17 protein-coding genes and 2 pseudogenes are annotated in these 22,515 nt (G+C 38.7%); all 19 read right to left on the bottom strand.

What is annotated here, in order from left to right:
- Nucleotides 1-53: 53 nt before the first annotated feature.
- Nucleotides 54-1,001: a riboflavin biosynthesis protein RibF gene (gene ribF / locus MHB39_RS05655; protein WP_342545984.1), complete on the bottom strand. Its 948-nt coding sequence runs from the start codon at nucleotides 999-1,001 to the stop codon at nucleotides 54-56.
- A gap of 12 nt (nucleotides 1,002-1,013) precedes the next feature.
- On the bottom strand, nucleotides 1,014-1,925 hold the full coding sequence (gene truB, locus MHB39_RS05650; protein ID WP_036080413.1) for a tRNA pseudouridine(55) synthase TruB: 912 nt from the start codon (nucleotides 1,923-1,925) through the stop codon (nucleotides 1,014-1,016).
- A gap of 108 nt (nucleotides 1,926-2,033) precedes the next feature.
- On the bottom strand, nucleotides 2,034-2,375 hold the full coding sequence (gene rbfA / locus MHB39_RS05645) for a 30S ribosome-binding factor RbfA (RefSeq protein WP_004225003.1): 342 nt from the start codon (nucleotides 2,373-2,375) through the stop codon (nucleotides 2,034-2,036).
- Between the two features lie 76 nt (nucleotides 2,376-2,451).
- The gene (locus MHB39_RS05640) at nucleotides 2,452-2,730 is read right to left on the bottom strand and encodes a DUF503 domain-containing protein (protein WP_010858486.1); all 279 of its coding nucleotides are present in this window, start codon (nucleotides 2,728-2,730) and stop codon (nucleotides 2,452-2,454) included.
- Nucleotides 2,730-5,012 (bottom strand): translation initiation factor IF-2, encoded by a 2,283-nt coding sequence (gene infB, locus MHB39_RS05635; RefSeq protein WP_036080418.1) that lies wholly within the window; start codon nucleotides 5,010-5,012, stop codon nucleotides 2,730-2,732. The genes MHB39_RS05640 and infB overlap by 1 nt, the downstream gene beginning before the upstream one ends.
- A gap of 14 nt (nucleotides 5,013-5,026) precedes the next feature.
- Nucleotides 5,027-5,335 carry a YlxQ family RNA-binding protein gene (locus MHB39_RS05630; RefSeq protein WP_016994544.1) on the bottom strand — a complete coding sequence of 103 codons (309 nt, stop codon included), beginning with the start codon at nucleotides 5,333-5,335 and terminating at the stop codon, nucleotides 5,027-5,029.
- Nucleotides 5,332-5,610 carry a YlxR family protein gene (locus tag MHB39_RS05625; protein WP_004269250.1) on the bottom strand — a complete coding sequence of 93 codons (279 nt, stop codon included), beginning with the start codon at nucleotides 5,608-5,610 and terminating at the stop codon, nucleotides 5,332-5,334. Before MHB39_RS05625 ends, MHB39_RS05630 begins: the two co-directional genes overlap by 4 nt.
- Nucleotides 5,611-5,746: 136 nt before the next feature.
- Complete coding sequence (gene nusA / locus MHB39_RS05620) at nucleotides 5,747-6,886, bottom strand: transcription termination factor NusA (RefSeq protein WP_016994545.1); 1,140 nt, start codon at nucleotides 6,884-6,886, stop codon at nucleotides 5,747-5,749.
- A gap of 24 nt (nucleotides 6,887-6,910) precedes the next feature.
- On the bottom strand, nucleotides 6,911-7,387 hold the full coding sequence (gene rimP / locus MHB39_RS05615) for a ribosome maturation factor RimP (RefSeq protein ID WP_004269252.1): 477 nt from the start codon (nucleotides 7,385-7,387) through the stop codon (nucleotides 6,911-6,913).
- A gap of 334 nt (nucleotides 7,388-7,721) precedes the next feature.
- Nucleotides 7,722-9,125, bottom strand: a pseudogene (locus MHB39_RS05610) (PolC-type DNA polymerase III); the annotation flags it as partial.
- 109 nt (nucleotides 9,126-9,234) lie between these two features.
- Nucleotides 9,235-11,061, bottom strand: coding sequence for a group II intron reverse transcriptase/maturase (ltrA, locus tag MHB39_RS05605; protein WP_339280649.1), 1,827 nt, complete (start codon nucleotides 11,059-11,061; stop codon nucleotides 9,235-9,237).
- A gap of 716 nt (nucleotides 11,062-11,777) precedes the next feature.
- A pseudogene (locus MHB39_RS05600) lies at nucleotides 11,778-14,705 on the bottom strand (PolC-type DNA polymerase III); the annotation flags it as partial.
- Nucleotides 14,706-14,975: 270 nt separating this feature from the next.
- Nucleotides 14,976-16,682: a proline--tRNA ligase gene (locus MHB39_RS05595; protein WP_339280648.1), complete on the bottom strand. Its 1,707-nt coding sequence runs from the start codon at nucleotides 16,680-16,682 to the stop codon at nucleotides 14,976-14,978.
- Between the two features lie 131 nt (nucleotides 16,683-16,813).
- A complete protein-coding gene (gene rseP / locus MHB39_RS05590; RefSeq protein ID WP_016994551.1) occupies nucleotides 16,814-18,076 on the bottom strand; it encodes an RIP metalloprotease RseP in 1,263 nt (420 codons plus the stop codon).
- A 46-nt stretch (nucleotides 18,077-18,122) separates the two neighbouring features.
- The gene (gene dxr / locus MHB39_RS05585; RefSeq protein WP_036080428.1) at nucleotides 18,123-19,268 is read right to left on the bottom strand and encodes a 1-deoxy-D-xylulose-5-phosphate reductoisomerase; all 1,146 of its coding nucleotides are present in this window, start codon (nucleotides 19,266-19,268) and stop codon (nucleotides 18,123-18,125) included.
- A gap of 61 nt (nucleotides 19,269-19,329) precedes the next feature.
- Entirely contained in the window at nucleotides 19,330-20,130 is an 801-nt protein-coding gene (locus MHB39_RS05580; RefSeq protein WP_016994553.1) for a phosphatidate cytidylyltransferase, read from the bottom strand.
- Nucleotides 20,127-20,921, bottom strand: coding sequence for an isoprenyl transferase (locus MHB39_RS05575; RefSeq protein WP_004269258.1), 795 nt, complete (start codon nucleotides 20,919-20,921; stop codon nucleotides 20,127-20,129). The genes MHB39_RS05580 and MHB39_RS05575 overlap by 4 nt, the downstream gene beginning before the upstream one ends.
- A 309-nt stretch (nucleotides 20,922-21,230) precedes the next feature.
- Nucleotides 21,231-21,788, bottom strand: coding sequence for a ribosome recycling factor (frr, locus tag MHB39_RS05570; RefSeq protein WP_016994554.1), 558 nt, complete (start codon nucleotides 21,786-21,788; stop codon nucleotides 21,231-21,233).
- Complete coding sequence (gene pyrH / locus MHB39_RS05565) at nucleotides 21,788-22,513, bottom strand: UMP kinase (protein ID WP_004269260.1); 726 nt, start codon at nucleotides 22,511-22,513, stop codon at nucleotides 21,788-21,790. Before pyrH ends, frr begins: the two co-directional genes overlap by 1 nt.
- Between the last annotated feature and the right edge of the window lie 2 nt (nucleotides 22,514-22,515).

Here is a 22,515-nt window from a genome sequence, read left to right as displayed (position 1 = left end):
GTCAAGCAAGTAAAACGTCGACTTGGAAATGTGACTACAATGATGAAGTCGTATTATAGCGCGTTAAAGTAACGGATTGCTTCTTGTTTATCCTTTTCAATTTGCGTTTTCAAGGCCTCAATACCATCGAATTTCCGTTCACTTCGAATACGTTTATACCATGCCACATGTACTTCTTCACCGTAGATATTTTTATCAAAGTTTAAAATATGGACTTCAATCGATAATTGCTTATCATTTGGGTCTTTGAAAGTTGGTTTATAGCCTACATTACAAACACCATCATACCAGCTATTTTGCACAAGCAGACGAACAGCATAGACACCACTTGCTGGAATAAACGTTCCCTCTAAAGCTTGGACATTTGCTGTAGGGAAGCCAATAGTACGGCCACGCTTATCACCATGTACAACAATCCCATTGATTTCAAACGGTCTCCCTAGTAACACTGTTGCTTCTTCCATATCGCCTTCTTGTAATAGCTTGCGGATACGGGTAGAGCTGATTTTCTCAACATCATCTGTTTTCTTCTCAACAATTGTAACGCCATAATCACCATTGCTTAATACACGCATATCTTCCATTGTTCCCTTACCAAATGCTCCAAATGAATAATCGAAGCCAGCTGTCACATGCTGAACATTTAATCCACGGATAAATGTATCGATAAATGCCGCTGGTGAAAGTTTGGCAAAATCAGAAGTGAAGTGGACAACGAATACCGTATCCACACCCTGTTCTTCAAACAGCTGTAATTTTTGCTGTAAGAGTGTAATATAAAAAACCTTTTCGTTACGTCCACCAAGGACTAATGAAGGATGTGGATCGAATGTCATCACTGCAGTTGGAATTTGTCGCTTGTTTCCTTCTTCCTTAGCTGCCTTGATAACTGCTTGATGCCCTCTATGTACACCATCGAAAAAGCCAAGAGCTAATGAATATGGCTGCATGCTTTCTCGTTGCTGTAATTGATGTGGGTATTTTAAATGAATGACCTCCATTGAAAAATCCTCCTACTCTATCGTCGGAAACATCTTATGTGGCTTCATCAACCCATCCTTTGTAGGGTGAGCCCGATAAACCGCAACTGCCTTTCCATTGATTCCGTATACAATTTTATCATGACTATTTAATAATGCATCTGCTGGAAGCACTTGTCCATTGAAAATTTCTTTTTCATTAGCACTCGTAATCTCAATATATGGATAGTCTGCTAATGCATACTCGACAGGTAAAATACAGGTAGCTATTTGCTCATCCTCCATTAGCTCAGCAACCTGTGCTAACGTAAAACAATTATCCCGTGTAAAAGTACCGGAAGCAGTTCGTACAAGCTCTTTCATATGTGCTGGATAGCCAAGAGCCTCACCAATTTGCACAGCTAATGTTCGAATATATGTCCCTTTACTACAAGCGATACGTACTGGAAATGTGATTTCTTGCCCCTCATATTGTGCTAGCTCATCAAGTAGCTCCAAATTATAAATTGTTACTTGGCGAGTAGGTCTTTCAACACTTTCGCCTTTTCTCGCATATTCATAGAGGCGCTTCCCATTTACTTTTACTGCTGAAAACATGGGTGGTGTTTGTTCAATAACGCCAGTTAATGAAGCTAAAACCTCTAACACCTGCTCACGAGAAAAATTTTTTATCGTAAGATCTTCTTCAACGGTTTCACCCTCAGCATCCTCGGTTGTCGTAGAACGACCTATTGAGATAATGGCTTCATAGGTTTTCCCTGCGTCAGTTAAATATTCTGCTATTCGAGTTGCTTGGCCAATACAAATTGGCAGTACGCCCTCAACACCTGGATCAAGTGTCCCTGTATGCCCAACTTTTTTTGTCCGTAAAATTTTGCGTAATTTAAAGACACAGTCATGGCTCGTCATGCCTCTTTCTTTCCAAAGCGGTAAAATACCGTTCATATAGCTCCTCCCAAATTGCCTACTCTATAATTCATTGGCAATATAACCTTTTCCATGAAGATAAAAAGTCTGCCTGCATAAACATGCATGTGGCAGACTTTTTTTAGCTTATTCTTTGTGTAAATCTCTAAGCAACGAATCAATACGGTTACCATATTCAATCGATGAATCAAATTCAAAGATTAATTCTGGTGTACGTCGTAAACGAATACGTGATCCAATTTCAGAGCGAATGAAGCCCGAAGCTTTTACTAAAGCTTTAAGCGTTTCCTCTCGTTCACGTTCGTTGCCTAAAGATGTAATATAAATAGTCGCTTGCTGTAAATCACCCGTTACTTCAACACCTGTAACAGTCACAAAACCAACACGCGGATCTTTTATTTTACGGCCAAGAATATCACCAAGCTCCTTTTTCATTTGCTCGGCAACACGGTTTGAACGTAGAGACATAATTTGTCACCTCTATTTCGATGTACAGATAGTTGATATATTATTGCTGTTCACACTCTCAACTATCTACTATTACTTATAAATAATCTCGCCACACATTAAGCTGTTCCCATGACGGATTTGACTGTAAATAATGGAGCGCGTGATTAATTTCCCGTTCAGCTGCGTCCTTTGATGAGGAAACAGCAACAAGTGCTAATTTCGTACGCTGCCATACATTTTGATGGTCAATTTCCGCAATAGAAACATTAAATTTCTGCTTTGTGCGGGTAATCATACGCTGTAAGACAGCACGCTTTTCCTTTAACGAATGGGCAGTTTGAATGATAAATTCAACCTCTGCATACACGATCATTAGGCGCGTTTAACCTCTTCCATAATATAGGCTTCAATAATATCGCCTTCTTTTATATCGTTGAAGTTTGTAATCGTAATACCACATTCGTATCCTTTTGCCACTTCTTTAACTTCATCTTTAAAGCGTTTAAGCGTATCTAGCTCACCTTCAAAAATAACGACGTTATCACGGATCACACGTACACCTGAATCACGTGTTACCTTTCCTTCTGTTACATATGAACCAGCAATTGTACCAACTTTTGATACTTTAATTGTTTGACGAACTTCTGCTTGACCAATAATTTTTTCTTCAAATTCAGGATCAAGCATACCTTTCATTGCTTGTTCAATCTCTTCAATTACTTTATAGATAATGCGGTGTAAGCGAATATCTACACCCTCTTCTTCTGCTGCACGTTTTGCGTTAACATCCGGACGGACGTTAAATCCAATAACAATCGCATTAGAAGCTGCTGCAAGAGAAATATCAGATTCGGTAATAGCTCCAGCACCTGTGTGAATAATTTTCACATTTACGCCTTCCACATCAATTTTCATTAGAGAGGCTGCCATTGCTTCAACAGTACCTTGAACATCAGCTTTCACAATTAAGTTAAGCTCTTTCATTTCGCCTTGGCTCATTTGTTCAAATAAGTTATCTAGCGTTACACGTTGTTTTTCTGAGCGTTGTGCTTGGATCGCTGACATTGCTCTTGTTTCCCCAACTTGACGCGCTGTTTTCTCGTCTTCAAAGACAACGAAACGGTCACCTGCTTGAGGTACATCATTTAAACCTGTAATTTCAACTGGAGTTGATGGGCCAGCTTCTTTTACACGACGACCTTTATCATTTACCATCGCACGTACACGACCATACGTATGACCTACAACGATTGGGTCACCTACTTTTAATGTTCCATCTTGTACTAAAAGCGTAGCAACAGAGCCACGACCTTTATCAAGCTGCGCTTCGATTACTGTTCCAAGTGCTAAACGTTCTGGGTTAGCTTTAAGCTCGCCTACTTCAGCTACAAGTAAAATCATCTCTAACAATGTATCAATGCCTTCACCTTTTAACGCTGAAATTGGAACGAAAATTGTGTCCCCGCCCCATGCTTCAGGAACTAAGCCATGCTCTGTTAATTCTTGCATTACACGATCTGGATTTGCCGATGGTTTATCCATTTTATTCACAGCCACAATAATTGGTACTTCAGCTGCCTTGGCGTGATTAATAGCTTCTACTGTTTGTGGCATAACACCATCATCAGCAGCTACGACTAAAATTGTTAAATCCGTTACTTTTGCACCACGTGCACGCATTGTTGTGAAAGCCGCATGTCCTGGTGTATCAAGGAATGTAATTTTCTTGTCGCCTTCTGTAACTTGGTATGCACCAATATGTTGTGTAATACCACCAGCTTCTCCTGCTGTTACTTTTGTATGGCGAATAGAGTCTAATAAAGTTGTTTTACCATGGTCAACGTGACCCATAATTGTTACAACTGGCGGACGCTCTGATAAATCTGCCTCGTTTACTTCTTCTGTTTGCTCGAAGTGTGTTTCTAAATCCGTAATATCTACACGAATTTCTTCTTCCACTTCTACACCATAGTCTGCGCAAATTAATTCAATTGCATCCTTATCTAATTCTTGGTTAATTGTTGCCATTACGCCAAGCATGAATAATTTCTTAATGATTTCAGATGGCTCACGGTGTAATTTTTTTGCTAATTCTGCAACTGATAATGATTCAACAAAAGTAATTTTTTCTGGAAGTTCCTTTTGTTTCACTGGAATTGATGGTTGATGCGTTTTTGGATGGCGACGTTTGCCTCCATGAATCCCTGGTTTTGGACGTTGGTTGTAACCACCGCCACCTCTACGATTATTATTGTTATTATTATTATTTTGTGTCATATTTCTATTTTGATTACCTTTTGTATTCTTAGATTTTTCGTTAGACGAATTTGAGTTTTGCTGTGCATGTTGCTGATTGTTTGCTTTTGGCTTAGAAGTAGCAGATTGCTGCCTTTGTCCTTCTTGCTTTTTCACCGAATGCTGTGGTTTTTGCTGGCCATTTGATTGAGGCTTTTGTGCCATGTTTTGAGTTGATTGTTTTGCTACATTTTTCTCAGGTGTTGCTTTAAATGTTTGATTTAACTTTGCCACAGCGTCTTTTTCCAACATAGACATATGGTTTGTTACACTCACATTTAATTTACTTAGTGCTTCAATAACCTCTTTACTCGTTTTATTCACTTGCTTCGCATATTCATGAACTCTGATTTTGGTCATCTGCTCACCCCCGATTAGTTTTCGTTGAGTAGACTAGACAATTTACTTGCAAAACCTTTATCGGTAATAGCTAAAGCCACTCGGGCCTCCTTACCTGTAGCATGTCCTAGATCATATCGATCTCCAATTACATGATACTCAACGTTGTAGTACGTGCACTTATCTTGAATTTTTTTACTAGAGTTTTTAGAAGCATCGTTTGCAAGCAGTACTAGTTTAGCATTGCCATTGCGGACTTCCTTTACTACTAACTCTTCTCCTGAAATCACCTTACGTGCTCTTGCCGCGATTCCAAGCAAATTAAATATTGCTTGATTCATCATAAAATAGACTCCCTACGAATCAGCAAAATAAGTTCCTCATATATTTCTTCAGGAATTTTCACATCAAGTTGGTGCCCTAATACATTTTTCTTACGCGCGAGGTCAACTGCCTGCTCTGATTTAGAGACATAGGCACCACGCCCCGGCTTTTTCCCGGAGACATCTACACTTACTTCGCCCTCTTTCGAACGAACAACACGTATCATCTCTTTCTTTGGTAGCATTTCTCCAGTTGCTACGCATTTACGAAGAGGTACTTTTTTGTTTACAGCCATAAGAATCACCATTCCTCTCTGAAGCTTGTCGTAAGAGGTGGACAAGTCTTGCTCTACTTGACGCTCTGACAGTATTCAGTCGGCGTAGGGGGCCCACTGAATACTGTCAGCTAACTTGTCACACGGGCTTTCTTACTTATTCTTCGTCGTCTTGATATAAGTCAACTGCTACATCATCAAAATCACTTTCTGCATCATCAGCAGGGATGAAAGTGCTTGTAGCCGAAGGATAAATACCTAATTCACGAGCATCAGTCTCACTCTTAATATCAATTTTCCAGCCAGTAAGCTTCGCTGCTAGGCGTGCATTTTGCCCACGTTTCCCGATAGCTAGAGATAATTGATAGTCAGGTACGACAACTGTTGTCGACTTTTCTTCTTCATTCACTTGTACATCTAATACTTTTGATGGGCTTAATGCATTAGCTACAAATACAACTGGATCTTCAGACCATTCAACGATATCAATTTTTTCACCATTTAGTTCATTGACAATCGTTTGTACACGAGCTCCCTTTGCCCCAACACATGAACCTACTGGATCCACTTCCTCATTATGTGCAAAGACAGAAATTTTAGAGCGATCTCCAGCTTCACGTGCAATTGATTTAATCTCTACAATACCCTCATAAATTTCAGGTACTTCCATCTCAAATAATCGACGTAACAACCCAGGATGTGTACGAGACACAATCACTTGAGGTCCACGTGTTGTACGTTCAACTTTTGTAATATACACCTTAATACGATCATGTGGATGATAAGATTCACCTTGGATTTGTTCATTAACTGGCAATGCCGCTTCTACTTTCCCTAGACCTACATAGATATTACGAGCATCTAAACGTTCTACAACGCCAGTTACGATATCATCTTCACGATCTACGTATTGCTCATAAATTAAACCTCGTTCCGCTTCACGTACGCGTTGTGTAACTACCTGCTTTGCTGTTTGTGCAGCAATGCGTCCGAAGTTACGTGGTGTTACTTCCTGTTCCACGATGTCCTCTAGCTGATAGGCTGGATTAATAACTTTTGCATCTTCTAAAGAAATTTGCAAACGATCATCCTCTACCTCTTCTACAACATCTTTACGTGAGAATACACGAATTGAGCCCTTATCTAGATTTAAGTCCACTCGAACATTTTGTGCTTGGTTAAAGTTGCGTTTGTAAGCTGTAACTAATGCCGCTTCAATGGCTTCAATTAACACATCTCTTGAAATTCCCTTTTGTTCTTCTAGCGCATTCAGCGCATCTAACAAATCACTACTCATTTTGTTTTCACTCCTAAATATGCTTTATGCTGAAAAATCGATGGCAAGTCGTGCCAATGCAATTTTTTCTTGTTCAATTGTTACTGTTATTTTACGTGTTTTAATACGCACTTCCATCACTAATGTATGTTCATCGTATGACGTTAAGTAGCCTTGGAATTCCTTCATGTCCTTGATGGGCTCATAGGTTTTTACATAAATAAATTTACCAACTGCTTTGACAAAATCCGTATCTTTTTTTAATGGACGTTCCGCTCCAGGTGAAGAAACTTCTAAATAATAGTTTTGTGTAATTGGATCTTTTTCATCCAATAACAAGCTTAGTCGTTCACTCACTTGAGCACATTGATCGATGTCAATTCCACCCTCAGGTGTATCAACATAGACACGTAAAAACCAGTTACGTCCTTCTTTTACGAACTCAATATCCACTAGCTCAAGATTTAACTCATCCACAATTGGTTTAGCGAGCTCTTCAATTAAAGATGGTACTTTGCTCATTATTTCCTCCTGTATTTATCAGATTCTAGCGTATGATTGTTCATCACTATGAAGTTAACGCAGTAATGAACCATAATAAAACAGAAATTCCACCAGTTGCTTTGGTGAAATTTTACGGTCTTACCTGCTGTTAGTCAAAATTTGTTTTGCTACGGTTAAACAACAGAAAAGAGCGGGTATGCCCCACTCTTTTGCTGGAAAAATATCAACAAATTATTACCATAAGAATAGCACAGTTCTCGACACAATGCAAATTTCCTTCATTCTAGATAACCATATTGTGTCAGGAATTTGAATTTACATTGTGACCTTTCAATGCAAAACAATTGCAATACTAGAATAGCGATAACTGATTAGCATCAGGCATGCCTTCTAAACAACCAAGCTGGTCCATGTATTCAATAAGCGTTTTGGAAACACGACCACGTTGCTGTAAATCTTCCTTGGATAAAAACTCTCCCTCTTCACGAGCAGCAACGATTGTTTTCGCCACGTTGGTTCCAAGACCCGGAATCGCATCGAACGGTGGGATGAGTGAATTGCCATCAATGACAAACTCACTAGCTTGTGATCGATACAGGTCCACCTTTTGGAAACTCATACCTCGTTCACACATTTCTAGCGCAAGCTCCAACACCGTTAATAAGTTTTTCTCTTTAGTGGATGCATCTAAGCCTTTCATATTGATTTCATCAATACGTGCTCGAATCATTTGCGATCCTTGCACCATTGCAATTAAATCAAAATCATCTGCTCGAACTGTGAAATACGCTGCATAATAAAGGATTGGGAAATGTACCTTAAACCAGGCAATACGTACCGCCATTAGCACATATGCTGCGGCATGGGCCTTCGGGAACATGTATTTTATCTTTTTACAGGATTCAATATACCAACCTGGTACTTTATTGGCGAGCATCTCCGCTTCAAATTCTTCTGATAAGCCTTTCCCTTTACGAACAGATTCCATAATTTTGAAGGCTAATGACGGCTCTAGGCCTTGATAAATTAAATACACCATAATGTCATCACGACAACCAATTACTTCTTTTAGCACACATGTACCGTTTTGAATTAATTCTTGTGCATTTCCTAGCCATACGTCTGTACCATGGGAAAGTCCAGAAATTTGTACAAGCTCTGAGAATGTCGAAGGCTTTGTATCTTCTAGCATTTGACGTACGAAACGCGTACCGAATTCTGGTATACCTAATGTCCCTGTCTTACAACCAATTTGCTTTTCTGTCACGCCTAAAGATTCAGGAGAACTAAAAATTTTCATAACGACAGGATCATCGGTCGGGATTGTTTTAGGATCGATTCCTGATAAATCCTGTAACATTCTTATCACCGTCGGATCATCGTGTCCAAGTATATCTAGCTTTAAAATATTGTCATGGATAGAGTGGAAATCAAAATGGGTTGTGCGCCATTCTGCATCCTGCGCATCTGCAGGGTACTGTACTGGAGAGAAATCATAAATGTCCATATAATCTGGAACAACAATAATTCCTCCAGGGTGTTGCCCAGTTGTACGTTTTACTCCTGTACAGCCTTGAACTAAACGATCAACTTCTGCACCACGAAAATGTAAATTATGATCACTTGCATAGCCTTTTACATAGCCATATGCTGTTTTCTCTGCCACTGTACCGATTGTTCCAGCACGGAATACATAATCCTCGCCAAATAGCACCTTTGTATAGTTGTGCGCTTGAGGCTGATATTCACCCGAGAAATATGACGATAGGTAAGCCTTTGAAGTTATCGCCAGCTTTTCCCCCGTCCCACACCGTGCATGAGGCTTTCACACTCACACGGCGTTCCATCGTTAGTTTTGTTGAATGTTATAGACTAAGCTTTGGATTTCCTACTTCCGTTCTTAGCCTGTTTAATTTATTCATTGCTTTTATTTCGAATTTACTTAAAATCTTCTGATATTCTTTATTCCTTAAAGGGTCTGAATTGTGAATGAGCATATGATACTTTCTATTAATAATAATCAAGTTATCGTATTCATCTGTACCACCTTGTGCTGTTGATTTAATGTGATGACATAACGCTTGATGAGGTGTTAATCTCTCACCCGTAATACCACAGCAGCCTTTTTGTGCTACATATTTACTCAATCGGTTATTCTCATACAGAACACTTTTTGATTTATATATTCCTTTACGAAACATTTCGATTTCTCGAATGGACACTTGTTTTAAATCTTTATGAATTACTTTCCTATCAGCTTCATTGTAAATTGTGAATTCAGGCTTTCGCTGTCCTCGTATATCATGTCGAACAGCTTCAATAGGATATACCAGCAATCCATTGCTTTTGAAACGTGGATAATTGTAATCTCCGTAAAATTTATCAATCACTCCGTTTGTTTCTTTTGTTTTCAAAAAGATGTTTCTAATCATGAGTGATTTAATGTTTGGGTGAATGTTATGCCTTATCTCATTAAAATCCTGAGCGATCCGAGTTGCAATCTTATAATAGTTTTGCAGCCCTAAAATATTCGCATTAAAATTCATCACTTTTTGTGGAGTAGGACTTTTTCTTAGTTTTACTAGCTGATGCCTTATAACGCCTTGTACCTTTTCTTTTGCTCTTGGGTCCATCTTAGAATTGACGATGTATCCTGTTTTCGCATTGCCTTTTTGTACCGCTCTAAAGCGAACTCCTAAAAAGTCTGTACCATTCTTACGCAAATTCGTGATTTTACTTTTTTCTTCACTAATTTCTAGCCCTAATCGTTCTTTTAACCATTTTTCAACAGCAATTTTAATCTTTCGAGCATTTTCATATGAGTTCGTGAATATTTTAAAATCATCTGCGTATCGAACTAGATACATTGGTTTTAACCTTGTCTTTTTAAGTGCGTCCGTTTTATTGCGTTTTAGCTTATAAGGTACTCGTGTTGGTTTCGTTTCCCATTGATTTGAAATCCACCAATCCAACTCGTTTAATACTACATTGGCAAGTAGCGGAGATAAAATTCCTCCTTGGGGCGTTCCTTTCGTTGGTACTCCTTCACCTGTAATTTCAGCTTTCAGCATCTTTTTGATAATTACTAATACTTTTTTATCCCTAATACCAATCGTCCATAATTGTCTCATTAGCTTTTTATGATTTACATTATCGAAGAAACCTTTAATGTCGATATCAACAACAAAATGCTGATGACTATGATTCACCATATGATAGCATCTTGCGAGGGCATCATGTGTGCTTCGTTTCGGTCTAAAGCCATAACTTTGCGGATGAAATTTCGCCTCTGTAATCGGCTCTAATACTTGCAAAAACATTTGCTGTATTAATCTATCCTCAATAGTTGGGATACCAAGAGGTCGCATCTTTCCATTCGGTTTTGGTATGAATAACCTTCTTACTGCATGTGGTGAATAATTTTCTAGTCTTCTTCGAACAAGCTTGATTAGTTTATTAGCATTCATTTTGTTTAAATGTTTAATTGTGTGTCCATTAGTACCTTTCGTTTTACTACCTGTATTACTTTTAAGGTTACGAAAGGCGAGCATGATATTTTCTTCGGAAATAATCACATCATAAATGTCTGTAAAATAACGACCATTTTTACTTTCGTTATAAAGATCATCAAAAGTTGTTTGCAATCCAAAATACTCATTGTTTCTTAACTTTTGAATCATTAAGTCAGTCAACTAATCACTCCCTTTGAGCTTTCGTTCTCTTTAGTCATACTAGAATCTGACTTGTGTAGGTTTGTTTTCAACACTAACGACTTGTGCCCTTCCCTCAGAAATGTTTTTTCCTCCGACCTATTTGTTATTCAGTCATCATTGGCATTTCATCATCGGTACTACGGCACTACTGCCACTCCGTTAAAACGAGTTATAGCTAAAAGCCTTTCCTCGTACCGTCGTCATCGACATGCAACTGTCTCTTACGTTTGGAGCTTCACACGTTCCACTATTTCTATCTGTACATCTTCCCTTAGGTTCCCCCTAAATTCCGCTAGGCTTGCATGTGCCTATAACACAAGATGGATTTTCATAATCAAACGCTTACTCATCCACACCTAGAAGCCCTAATTTGGACCCCACAGCATTTCTACTGTGTGACATTCACGAAAAGTCAATCGAGGGTTCGTCCCAGTCAATCTACTGATTCTAACCATAGAAAGTTTATAGACGCCAGACCTATCATTCACAGGATGTCTCCTTTTCCACAGCTGTACTGTTTGGGTGAACTTCAGCCCACTTTAACGAGCTTCATACAAGTTTCAATTTTGCAGTCATCCGCTTGCATGTCGTAGCTTCAGCGAGTGTGTTTCGGGGCGTTACTCCGTCATTCCACACTTCGAAATAGCAGTTCTACCATTAATGGTGGCTAATCTTTTCAATTAGCAACGTGTCGCACTTAAATCGATATCAGGTACCTTATCACCTTTAAAACCAAGGAAGGTTTCAAATGGTATGTCTTGTCCATCTTTTTTATAAGGTGTACCACATTCCGTGCAGTCTTTATTTGGTAAATCGTAGCCTGAGCTGACAGATCCATCATCAAAAAACTCGGAATGTTTACAATTAGGACAAATATAGTGAGGAGGTAATGGGTTAACCTCTGTGATTTCCATAAAAGTAGCTACTAATGAAGAACCAACCGAACCACGGGATCCTACTAAATAGCCATCAGCTAATGATTTTTTCACTAGCTTGGCAGAAATTAAATAAATTACTCCAAAACCGTGCCCCAAAATCGATTTTAACTCTTTCTCAATTCGAGCTTTCACGATTTCTGGTAACTCCTCGCCATAAATACGATGGGCCATTTCATAAGTTAAATTGGTTACCTCATCATCAGAGCCCTCAATTTTTGGTGTATATAGGTCATCCTTAATTGGTTTGACGTCACCTATACTTGCTGCCACTTTTTGAGTATTCGTCACAACCACTTCTTTTGCAAGATCAGGTCCTAAAAAATCAAATTCTTTCAGCATTTCATCAGTTGTTCTAAAATGGACCTCTGGTAGCTTAGAGCGATTCAAAATATTCGCTCCACCTTGTGAACCAATAAGTATTTTCCTAAATATCCCATCTGTCGGATCTAAATAATGAACATTTCCAGTTGCAACAACAGGCTTATCTAGCTTCTTCCCGAGTTTCACAAGTTTACGGATAATATCTTCTAATGTCCATTCATCTCGTACAACATTGCGTTCGATTAATGGCGCATATACAGCCTTCGGTTGCACCTCAATATAATCATAAAAACGAGCGACTTTCTCTGCTTCCTCTGGAGACTTATTCATCATCGTTTCGAATACTTCACCATTACTACAACCTGATCCTACTAATAAGCCCTCACGATATTGTTCAAGCACTGCACGTGTCACACGAGGAACACGATAGAATGTTTTTGTATGTGAGTGTGAGACGATTTTAAATAAGTTTTTTAAGCCTGCATTATCTACTGCTAAAATTGTACAATGCATAGGTCTCCCTTTTTTATAGGCATCCCCACCACCAATATGCTTATTGAAGTCATCGTGGTATTTAATAGCTAGCTCATCAGCATCCTTCAATAGCTGCAGCAGGAGATACCCTGTCGCCTCAGTATCATAAATTGCTCGATGATGCTGTGTTAATTCAATATTGAATTTTTTACACAGCGTATTCAAACGGTGGTTTTTCATTGTAGGATAAAGCAATCTTGCTAGCTCTAATGTATCAATGACAGGATGGACTGTCTCTTCAAGACCATATTTTTTATAGCCTGTATATAGGAAGCCTATATCAAATGATGCGTTATGAGCGACAACGATTGCATCACCGATAAAGGCATGAAATTCTTTAATGACCTGCTCTACCTCTGGAGCATTTCGAACCATATCATCCGTAATACCTGTTAATTCGATGGTCGTTGCTGAAAGTGGATGATGTGGGTTTGCAAAGCTTTCGTACTTATCGATCACTTGCCCATCTTTAATTTTAACTGCAGCCAATTCAATAATGGTATCGTATGCAGTTGATAGCCCTGTCGTTTCTACGTCAAAAACAACATACGTTGTGTCTGCCAATAAACGATGCTCTGGAGCATAGGCAATCGGTACACCATCATCAACTAAATTTGCTTCCAGACCATAAATAATCTTAATGCCATGTTTTTTCCCCGCTGCATATGCTTCAGGGAAAGATTGCACAACGGCATGATCCGTAATAGCTATGGCTGGATGCCCCCACTTTGCAGCCTGAGCAACAAGTCGATCAACAGGTGTAACAGCATCCATTTGGCTCATTGGTGTATGCAAATGTAACTCAACACGCTTTTCACCCTCTGGTGCTAAATCCTGTCGTGTTGCTTTTTTGATTTCATTAATATCATTCGCCATGACGATTAAATCACGAATAAACGTATCTGTTTGCACAGAGCCTCGAACTTTAACCCACATGCCCTTTTTCAAATGTTGCATTAATTCAGCATCATCATTGTCACGAGAAAACATTTTTACAACAATGGAATCTGTATAGTCGGTAATTTTAATTTGTAGTAAGGAACGTCCACTTTTTAACTCTTTAATTTCCGTATCAAAGACAAATCCTTCAATAATAACACGTCGTTCTTCTTCAACAATCCGTTTAATTTCCATGACTTCATCATCTTTAATATGCATCCCAAGTTGGAATGGACGGTCACCAAGGTTTGCCAATGCTGGATTGTCCTTCTTCTCCTGCTCACGCTTTTGGAAATCTTGCATTGCTTGCTGTGCTAGAGCCACTTCTTCCATACGTTTCTGCTCCATAAACGCTTCCTGTGCCGCTATCATTTCTTCTGTTTCTTCTTGTAGCACAAAGTCGATTGCCATACGAGGGAAACCAAATTGCCCATAGCTTTCTGCCAGTTTGTCAGCATATTTAGTTTTGAGCATCATAAATTCCATTTCCTGCATACAGGATAATGTGATTTTTTGGCCGTTCCATGTTGGTATTTGGGTAATAAGACAGTTTTTAAGCGTTGGAGCCATCTCATCAATTTGTTCCACAACATTTAGCCAGTACGCTTGCACCAGTTCCTCTGTGACATTTTTATCTAATGTTTCAAATGTCGTATTAACTTGGGCGATGGCTGAAAATTTCTCAGTTAAATGCGTACGGAAAAGCTGATATAACGGAAATGGTAGTATATCCTTTAGCTTAATGGTGAAATGCCAAAGTCTATCCTTTTTATGAACTGTCAGGCGTGATAGTTCACCTTCCTCAAAAAATGACATATATACATCATCTGTTAACTCTAGTTGTTGCAAGAGCATTCGAAGTCTCATTCTTGCCTCTTGTTGCTGTTCCAATCTAATGACACCTACTTTCAGAAAGAGGCAGTTTCTTTAGCCTCATGTTCTAGTTCGTCTCAAATGCATGTGAAAACTCAAGAAAAAAATTCGCTCCCACACTGCGGGCGCTCTTCAAGTTTAACAGAGATTTTACCATCTGTTGTTTCTTGCTTGGCTCACTGTCCCGCAGAAGTGTCGCGAATTATTTATATCTATCTTATCAAAATTATACGAAAGCCTCTATCAAAAGCATCGAATTCCAATTATAAACAACAATTTAGCTCATCGTTAATTTTTACGGAAAAATTCGTTAAGGCGATCAATTACTTCTTCTTTTTTCCATTCAAATGTTTCACCTGTTTGACGGAATTTCACTTCTACAATACCTTCTGTTGCTTTTTTACCAACAGTTACTCGAACAGGTAAACCAATTAAATCAGCATCCGCGAATTTTACACCCGCACGTTCAGGACGATCATCTATTAGTACATCATAACGGTATGATTTTAGTAAGCCATAAAGCTCCTCTGCTAATGCCACTTGTGCCTCATCTTTTGTGTTAACTGGCACAACATGAATATCATACGGTGCTAATTGTGGTGGCCATGTAAAGCCATTGTCATCTTGGAAGTGCTCCGCTACAGCAGCTAGAATACGAGATACGCCAATACCATAGCACCCCATAATAAATGGTTGAGCCTTACCTTGCTCATCTAAGAATGTACCATTCATTTTATCAGAGTATGTAGTACCTAATTTGAAAATGTGACCAACCTCGATACCTTCTGCAAACTTAATGTTCCCTTGTCCATCAGGAGATGGATCTCCCTCTTGAATAAAACGAATATCTAAATAATCATTAACAGCAAAATCACGCTCTGGGTTAACATTGACTAAATGGAATCCATCTTCGTTTGCACCTGCAATACCATTACGGATAGATTTAATAGCATGGTCTGCTACTACTTTTACGTCTACTGGTAATTTCACTGGGCCAATTGAACCAACGCCACACCCTAATAATTCTTGAATTGCTGCTTCACTAGCAAGTTCTACAGAACCTGCATCAAGTGCATTTTTCAATTTGATATCATTAATTTCATGATCCCCACGTGCAAGGACTACAACAAGCTCTCCATCTACATCAAAAACTAGGGATTTGATGACATTAGCAGGTTCTACCTTTAAGAATGCTGAAACATCTTCAATTGTTTTTTGCTCTGGTGTTGCTACTTTTTCCACTTCTTTTAAAGCTTCATCAGATGGTTGATAATCAACGATTACTTCAGCCATTTCGATATTTGCTGCATAATCAGAAGTATCAGAGTATGCAATTGTATCTTCACCGATTTCAGAAAGCACCATAAATTCATGTGTTCCTTTACCGCCAATCGAACCTGCATCTGCAATAACAGCGCGGTAGTTTAAGCCAAGGCGGGAAAAAATATTAGAATAAGCACGATACATATCTTCATATGTTTCATCTAAACTTTCGCGTGAGGCATGGAAAGAATAAGCATCCTTCATGATAAACTCTCTTCCGCGTAGTAAGCCAAAGCGAGGACGTTTTTCATCACGGAATTTCGTTTGAATTTGATACAACGTTAACGGTAATTTTTTATATGATTTAATTTCATCACGTACTAAAGTAGTGATGACTTCTTCGTGTGTTGGTCCTAATGCAAAATCGCGGTCATGACGGTCTTTTAAGCGCATTAATTCTGGACCGTATTTTTCCCAGCGACCTGATTCCTGCCACAGCTCAGCAGATTGTAGAGATGGCATGAGAAGCTCAATGGAGTTGATAGCTTCCATTTCTTCTCGGATAATTGTTTCAATTTTTGTTAGCACACGTTTTGCAAGCGGTAAATACGAGTATACCCCACTTGTATTTTGACGAATAAACCCTGCACGTAGTAATTGCTTATGTGATTTTACCTCAGCATCAGCAGGTACTTCACGTAACGTTGGGATAAATGTTTTACTTTGCTTCATTCAGTGTTCCACCTTTTTCAATAGATAAGTTTATACTCTCAATAGCATAAACAAATTTAGCTTTGAGCGCAATGTTTCATCGAAATTGCGCTCAAAGCTAGGAAATCAAATTTCATTTAACTGTAAATGAATTAAAAGAAAAATCGTTGTATATCGTTCCATGTAACAACCACCATTAGAATCATCAGTAGGACGATTCCTACAAAATGTACAATACCTTCTTTTTGACGGTCAATTGGTTTACCACGTAGAGCTTCAAAACCAAAGAATAATAAACGGCCTCCGTCAAGTGCTGGTAATGGAAGTAGGTTCATAATTCCTAAGTTAATACTTAGCATTGCTGCCCAATTCATTAAGTTCATAATACCATACTGGGCAACTTGCTCTGTTGCTTTATAAATACCTACAGGACCAGAAAGTGCATCTATTGTGAACTTACCAGTAATCAGCATACCTAATAGTTCAAATATTTTCACAGTCATATTATAGGTTTCTTGTGCTCCATAGACAACTGCTTTTAATGGGTTAAATTCTCTTGGGCTTTCATAGCGCACACCTATTTGACCATATTTTTCGCCATCCTGTTGGATTTCCTTGACGGTCATATTTAAGTTCACTGATTGTCCATCTCGTTCAACTGTCACAGCAATATCTTCGTTTGGATGATCTTGAACGATAGCAGCTAAATCTTGCCATTTTTCAACTGCTTGTCCGTTAATAGCTGTTACTCTATCTCCTGCCAGCATCCCTGCCTGTGCAGCTGGATCATTCTCTACTACTTCCGTGATGATTGGCTCGTATGTTGGTACACCGTGGATCAAACCAATCACTAAATAAATCACAAACGCAAGAATAAAGTTAAACAAAGGACCTGCAAAGATCGTCATCGCTCGTTGGCCGACTGTTTTTGCATTAAATTGACGATCCTGTGGCGCAATGACTAGTTCACGACCATTTTCCACTAGCACACAGTCTCTAGCTACTTGATAACGAACTAAACGTTCTTCTTCATCATAGCCCTCTACAAATAACTCTTTCTCTAAATCAGCGCGTTCAACTTCTAAAAATAATAAATCTGGTAACTGCTTATTGTTTTGATTGAAAATAATTTTTTTTACAACATTATCCTCATTCACAATAAGCCCTATTCGGTAGCCTGGCTGTAATTCAGTGCCATCCATATCCTCGCCGGCCATACGTACGTATCCCCCGATTGGTAATAATCGAATAGTATACATTGTTTCGCCATGCGTTTTTCCATAAATTTTGGGACCCATTCCGATCGCAAATTCACGTACTAAGATACCTGCACGTTTGGCAAATAAGAAATGTCCAAGTTCATGGAAGAAGACGAGCATACCAAATATTAATATAAATGCAATGGCTGTTTGCATATTACCCCACCTTTAATAGCGATTAGTTAACGTTACAGTGCTTTCGTTATTTTACCATGTCTAACACTATTTTTCTTGTCTCACTATCCACATGTAATATGGTTTGTAAATCTGGTATTGCAATGTTTTGGTGTGCTTGCATCACACGTTCAATCGTTTCATCAATTTCAAGGAATGTGATTTTTCCTTGTAAAAAGGCTGAAACTGCCGCTTCGTTTGCTGCATTCATTGCTGTCAGAATCGTACCACCCATACGACCAGCCTCATACGCTAAACGCAAGGCAGGGTATCGCTCAAAGTCCATCTCTTGAAAATGTAGTTGACCAATTTGCGCTAAATTTAGTCGCTGACCATTTTGTAATGGGATACGGTCTGGGTAGCTTAAAGCATATTGGATTGGCACACGCATATCTGGTGTACCTAGCTGAGCAATAACACTAGTATCATGATACTCAACTAGAGAGTGAATAATACTTTCTCTATGCAAAAGTACATCTATTTTATCATATGGCATATCAAATAAAACATGTGCTTCTATGACTTCTAATCCCTTGTTCATCATTGTAGCGGAATCTATCGTAATTTTTGCACCCATAGACCAGTTTGGATGATTAAGTGCATCTGCGACCGTCACTTGTTTTAATTGCTCTCGCGTTTTATCACGGAAGCTACCACCAGAAGCGGTAATAATCAAACGTTCAATATTTTTCGGATTCTCACCATTCATTGATTGGAAGATGGCAGAGTGCTCACTATCTACAGGCAAGATGGTTGCTTTGTATTTTTTGGCCTCTGCCATCACTAAATGACCAGCAGTTACAAGCGTTTCTTTATTAGCAATAGCAATCGTTTTGCCCATACGAATGGCTGCTAATGTTGATTCAAGCCCTACACTTCCAAGCACAGCATTGACAAGAACAGTCGAATCTGGATGTGTTGCGACCTCTACAAGTCCTTTTGCCCCAAATGTAAATTGGATATTTGGAAACTCATTAGCAAGCGTAAGTGCATCTTCTTCTAATTGTACTGAAACTAATTCGGGCTTTAATGTTTCAATCATTTCTCGCGTTTTCTCTAAGTTCTTTCCTGATGAAAAAGCTACTAATTGAAAAGCATCACGTTGTTCTTTTAAGATGTCGTAGGTTTGCCAACCAATTGAACCAGTTGCACCTAATAAACTAATTTTTTTCACAACAAATTGTCCCCTTTTTCTATCTAAGCAAATGATTTAGCAAGAGTCTTTCCCTATACAATTAATTACTAAATAAATGTAAAAAATGGAGTAGAGGCACGACAAATAATAGACTATCAAAGCGATCTAAAATTCCCCCATGCCCTGGTAAAATATTGCCTGAATCTTTTACATCAAAGTGGCGTTTAATAGCGGACTCTACCAAATCCCCCATTTGACCAATGATTGAGGCAAAAATCGTTACTAAAACAAGTGATATATAACCATTTGCGAATGGGTAAATGAGTTGCATACCAACTGCAAAAATAACAGCAATGACGATTCCACCTATAAAGCCTTCGATCGTTTTCTTAGGTGAAATTTCTGGCCATAACTTATTTTTCCCTAATTTTCTACCTACAAAATAAGCACCAGAATCTGTTGTCCAAACAACTAATAAGCAATAGACAACATACTCTAATCCAACATTTCTAGTTTCAATTAAATAATGGAATCCTAAGCCCACATAAAATGCGCCTAATAAAATAAAGCCAACTTCATCAAAGGTTATTTTATTTTTTACTAATACTACGTAAATAAGAAGTAGCATCATTAGACCATAGACTACCATTAGATTAGATGAATAGCCTATTAATTCTACAACCTTTTCACTCCAGTCCTTCGGGATAACCAGTAATATTAAAGTGACTAGCCCTAAGAAGCCAGGCACAGAAAAGATGGAAATACCTTTCATCTTAAGTATTTCATAAAAACCGACAATAGCCATTGCGAGCACAAGTATGGTAAACGGTACTTTGCCATAAATAACGAACGGAATAAAAAGTGCTGCTGCAATTATTGCCGTGATAATTCGTTGTTTCAAGTTGTTTCTTCTCCCTTCAACCCACCGTAACGGCGATTACGTTTCTGATAGTTTTCCACCGCTTCCAGTAAGTTTTCCTCACTAAAATCTGGCCACAATGTATCTGTAAACCAAAATTCTGTATAGGCGAGCTGCCATAACATAAAGTTACTTAATCGCACTTCACCACTTGTACGAATTAAAAGATCTGGCTCAGGTAAATGGGCCGTCATTAAATGAGATGTTAAGCAATCTTCTGTTATGTCTTGCATCGTTAATTGACCGTCCTGCACTTTTTGAAGCATCATTTTCATGGCATTGACCATTTCAGAACGACTACCATAATTTAGCGCAAAATTTAAAATAAGCCCTGTATTATGCTTCGTTTCTTCCATTGCCTCATACAACGCTTTTTGTGTATGGGCAGGTAATAAAGAGGGGTCTCCAATCATTTCGACACGTACATTACGCTCCATCATTTCTGGTAAAAAGGAACCTAAAAACTCAACAGGTAGCCTCATAAGAAAATCAACCTCAGGTTTTGGTCGCTTCCAATTTTCAGTGGAAAATGCATAGACAGTTAAGACTTTAATACCCAAATCTGACGCAAATCTCGTCACCTTACGCACCGTCTTCATTCCTTCATGATGACCAGCCACACGTGGCATAGCTCGTTTCTTCGCCCAACGTCCATTTCCGTCCATAATAATCGCTACATGGGCAGGAATCGGCTCGCTTTTAGCTAGGGCCACACGCTCCTCCAATGATAGTGTATCCATATTTATTTGTTTACCTAATAGCTTTTTAAACATGCTAACTCCCCCACTACAACTAATCGGACGTATACTAACCTATCATATCAAACAAAAGCGCCTTTTGTCTTTTTTTTCCCTCTAAATTGACTATGTATGTACTAGCTTATTTTAGAACTATACACATATTAAAGAATGAGTTTGTTAAAAAATGATGATTGTATCATTAATGACCTTTTCACATTCATACATGCTCTCTACTTGAGTCAGCAATTTGGCTATGAATAATAAAGAGAAAAGACGTCCTGTTAAGTATAGGACGCCTTCATCTCCTCAAAAAGTTCCATCATAGACGTGTAAAAGGTTTGTTTACACCTCTAAAATTTCTTTTTCTTTATCTTTCGCTACTTGATCTACTTTTACAATGAATTCATCTGTTAATTTTTGAATATCTTCACCATAGCCACGTAGATCGTCTTCTGTGATTTCGCCAGCTTTTTCAAGTTTTTTCAAATCATCATTTGCATCACGACGAACATTACGGACAGCAATTTTTGCGTCTTCCGCTTCTTTTTTCACTTGTTTTACTAGATCCTTACGACGCTCTTCTGTTAAAGCGGGAATCATAAGACGGATGACAGAACCATCATTTGTTGGTGTGATACCAATATCTGATTTCATAATTGCTTTTTCAATATCACCTAAAATTGATTTATCGTAAGGTGTGATTACTAATAAACGAGCTTCAGGTATAGAAACACCCGCAAGTTGGTTAATTGGTGTTGGCGCTCCATAGTAATCAACCGAAATACGATCTAATAGAGATGCATTCGCACGACCCGCACGAATAGATGCTAGTTCGCGTGAGAAAGCTGCGATTGTTTTGTTCATTTTTTCTTTTGCTTGTTCTAATACTTGTTTAGCCATTATACATTCCTCCTAACAACTGTTCCGATTTTCTCGCCTTGTACAGCACGTTTAATGTTACCCGGCTCCGTAATTGAGAAAACAATTAGCGGGATATCGTTATCCATACATAAAGTAGAAGCCGTTGAATCCATTACTTGTAAGCCTTGTTGGATAACGTCTAAGTATGTGAGTGTATCATATTTAATGGCTGTCTCATCCACTTTAGGATCCGCTGAATAAACGCCATCGACATTGTTTTTAGCCATTAAAATTGCATCAGCGTCAATTTCTGCTGCTCGTAATGCGGCAGTCGTATCAGTAGAGAAGAACGGATTACCTGTCCCTGCTGCAAAGATAACGACACGCTTTTTCTCAAGATGTCTAACTGCTTTACGACGAATGTATGGCTCCGCTACTTGAGTCATCACAATAGAAGATTGAACACGTGTTTCAATGCCTAATTTTTCAAGTGCATCTTGTAAAGCTAGGGAGTTCATTACGGTTGCCAGCATGCCCATATAGTCCGCAGCAGCACGATCCATTCCCATTTCACTACCTATTTTCCCACGCCATATATTACCGCCACCTACAACAACAGCAACTTCTACATCAAGATCTACTACTTCTTTTACTTCTTCTGCAACAGACTTGATTATTTTTGGTGATAAACCGAAGCCCGCTTCTCCAGCTAACGCTTCACCACTTAGTTTAATAACTACTCGTTTATATTGCGGTACACTCATTG

The organism is Lysinibacillus sp. FSL K6-4013, assembly GCF_038630435.1.
Taxonomy (GTDB): domain Bacteria; phylum Bacillota; class Bacilli; order Bacillales_A; family Planococcaceae; genus Lysinibacillus; species Lysinibacillus boronitolerans.
The sequence above is the reverse complement of the archived record's forward strand: the minus strand, read 5'-3'. Positions and strand labels throughout refer to the sequence as shown.

Bases quoted from the DNA above. Each gene is read 5' to 3' on its own strand.
- MHB39_RS05575 (WP_004269258.1), bottom strand. From the start codon at position 20,921: ATGTTTAAAAAGCTATTAGGTAAACAAATAAATATGGATACACTATCA.
- pyrH (WP_004269260.1), bottom strand. From the start codon at position 22,513: ATGAGTGTACCGCAATATAAACGAGTAGTTATTAAACTAAGTGGTGAA.
- ribF (WP_342545984.1), bottom strand. From the start codon at position 1,001: ATGGAGGTCATTCATTTAAAATACCCACATCAATTACAGCAACGAGAA.
- MHB39_RS05595 (WP_339280648.1), bottom strand. From the start codon at position 16,682: ATGAAGCAAAGTAAAACATTTATCCCAACGTTACGTGAAGTACCTGCT.
- rimP (WP_004269252.1), bottom strand. From the start codon at position 7,387: ATGAGCAAAGTACCATCTTTAATTGAAGAGCTCGCTAAACCAATTGTG.
- rbfA (WP_004225003.1), bottom strand. From the start codon at position 2,375: ATGTCTCTACGTTCAAACCGTGTTGCCGAGCAAATGAAAAAGGAGCTT.
- MHB39_RS05630 (WP_016994544.1), bottom strand. From the start codon at position 5,335: ATGATGAATCAAGCAATATTTAATTTGCTTGGAATCGCGGCAAGAGCA.
- MHB39_RS05625 (WP_004269250.1), bottom strand. From the start codon at position 5,610: ATGGCTGTAAACAAAAAAGTACCTCTTCGTAAATGCGTAGCAACTGGA.
- frr (WP_016994554.1), bottom strand. From the start codon at position 21,788: ATGGCTAAACAAGTATTAGAACAAGCAAAAGAAAAAATGAACAAAACA.
- infB (WP_036080418.1), bottom strand. From the start codon at position 5,012: ATGACCAAAATCAGAGTTCATGAATATGCGAAGCAAGTGAATAAAACG.
- truB (WP_036080413.1), bottom strand. From the start codon at position 1,925: ATGAACGGTATTTTACCGCTTTGGAAAGAAAGAGGCATGACGAGCCAT.
- nusA (WP_016994545.1), bottom strand. From the start codon at position 6,886: ATGAGTAGTGATTTGTTAGATGCGCTGAATGCGCTAGAAGAACAAAAG.
- rseP (WP_016994551.1), bottom strand. From the start codon at position 18,076: ATGCAAACAGCCATTGCATTTATATTAATATTTGGTATGCTCGTCTTC.
- MHB39_RS05640 (WP_010858486.1), bottom strand. From the start codon at position 2,730: ATGATCGTGTATGCAGAGGTTGAATTTATCATTCAAACTGCCCATTCG.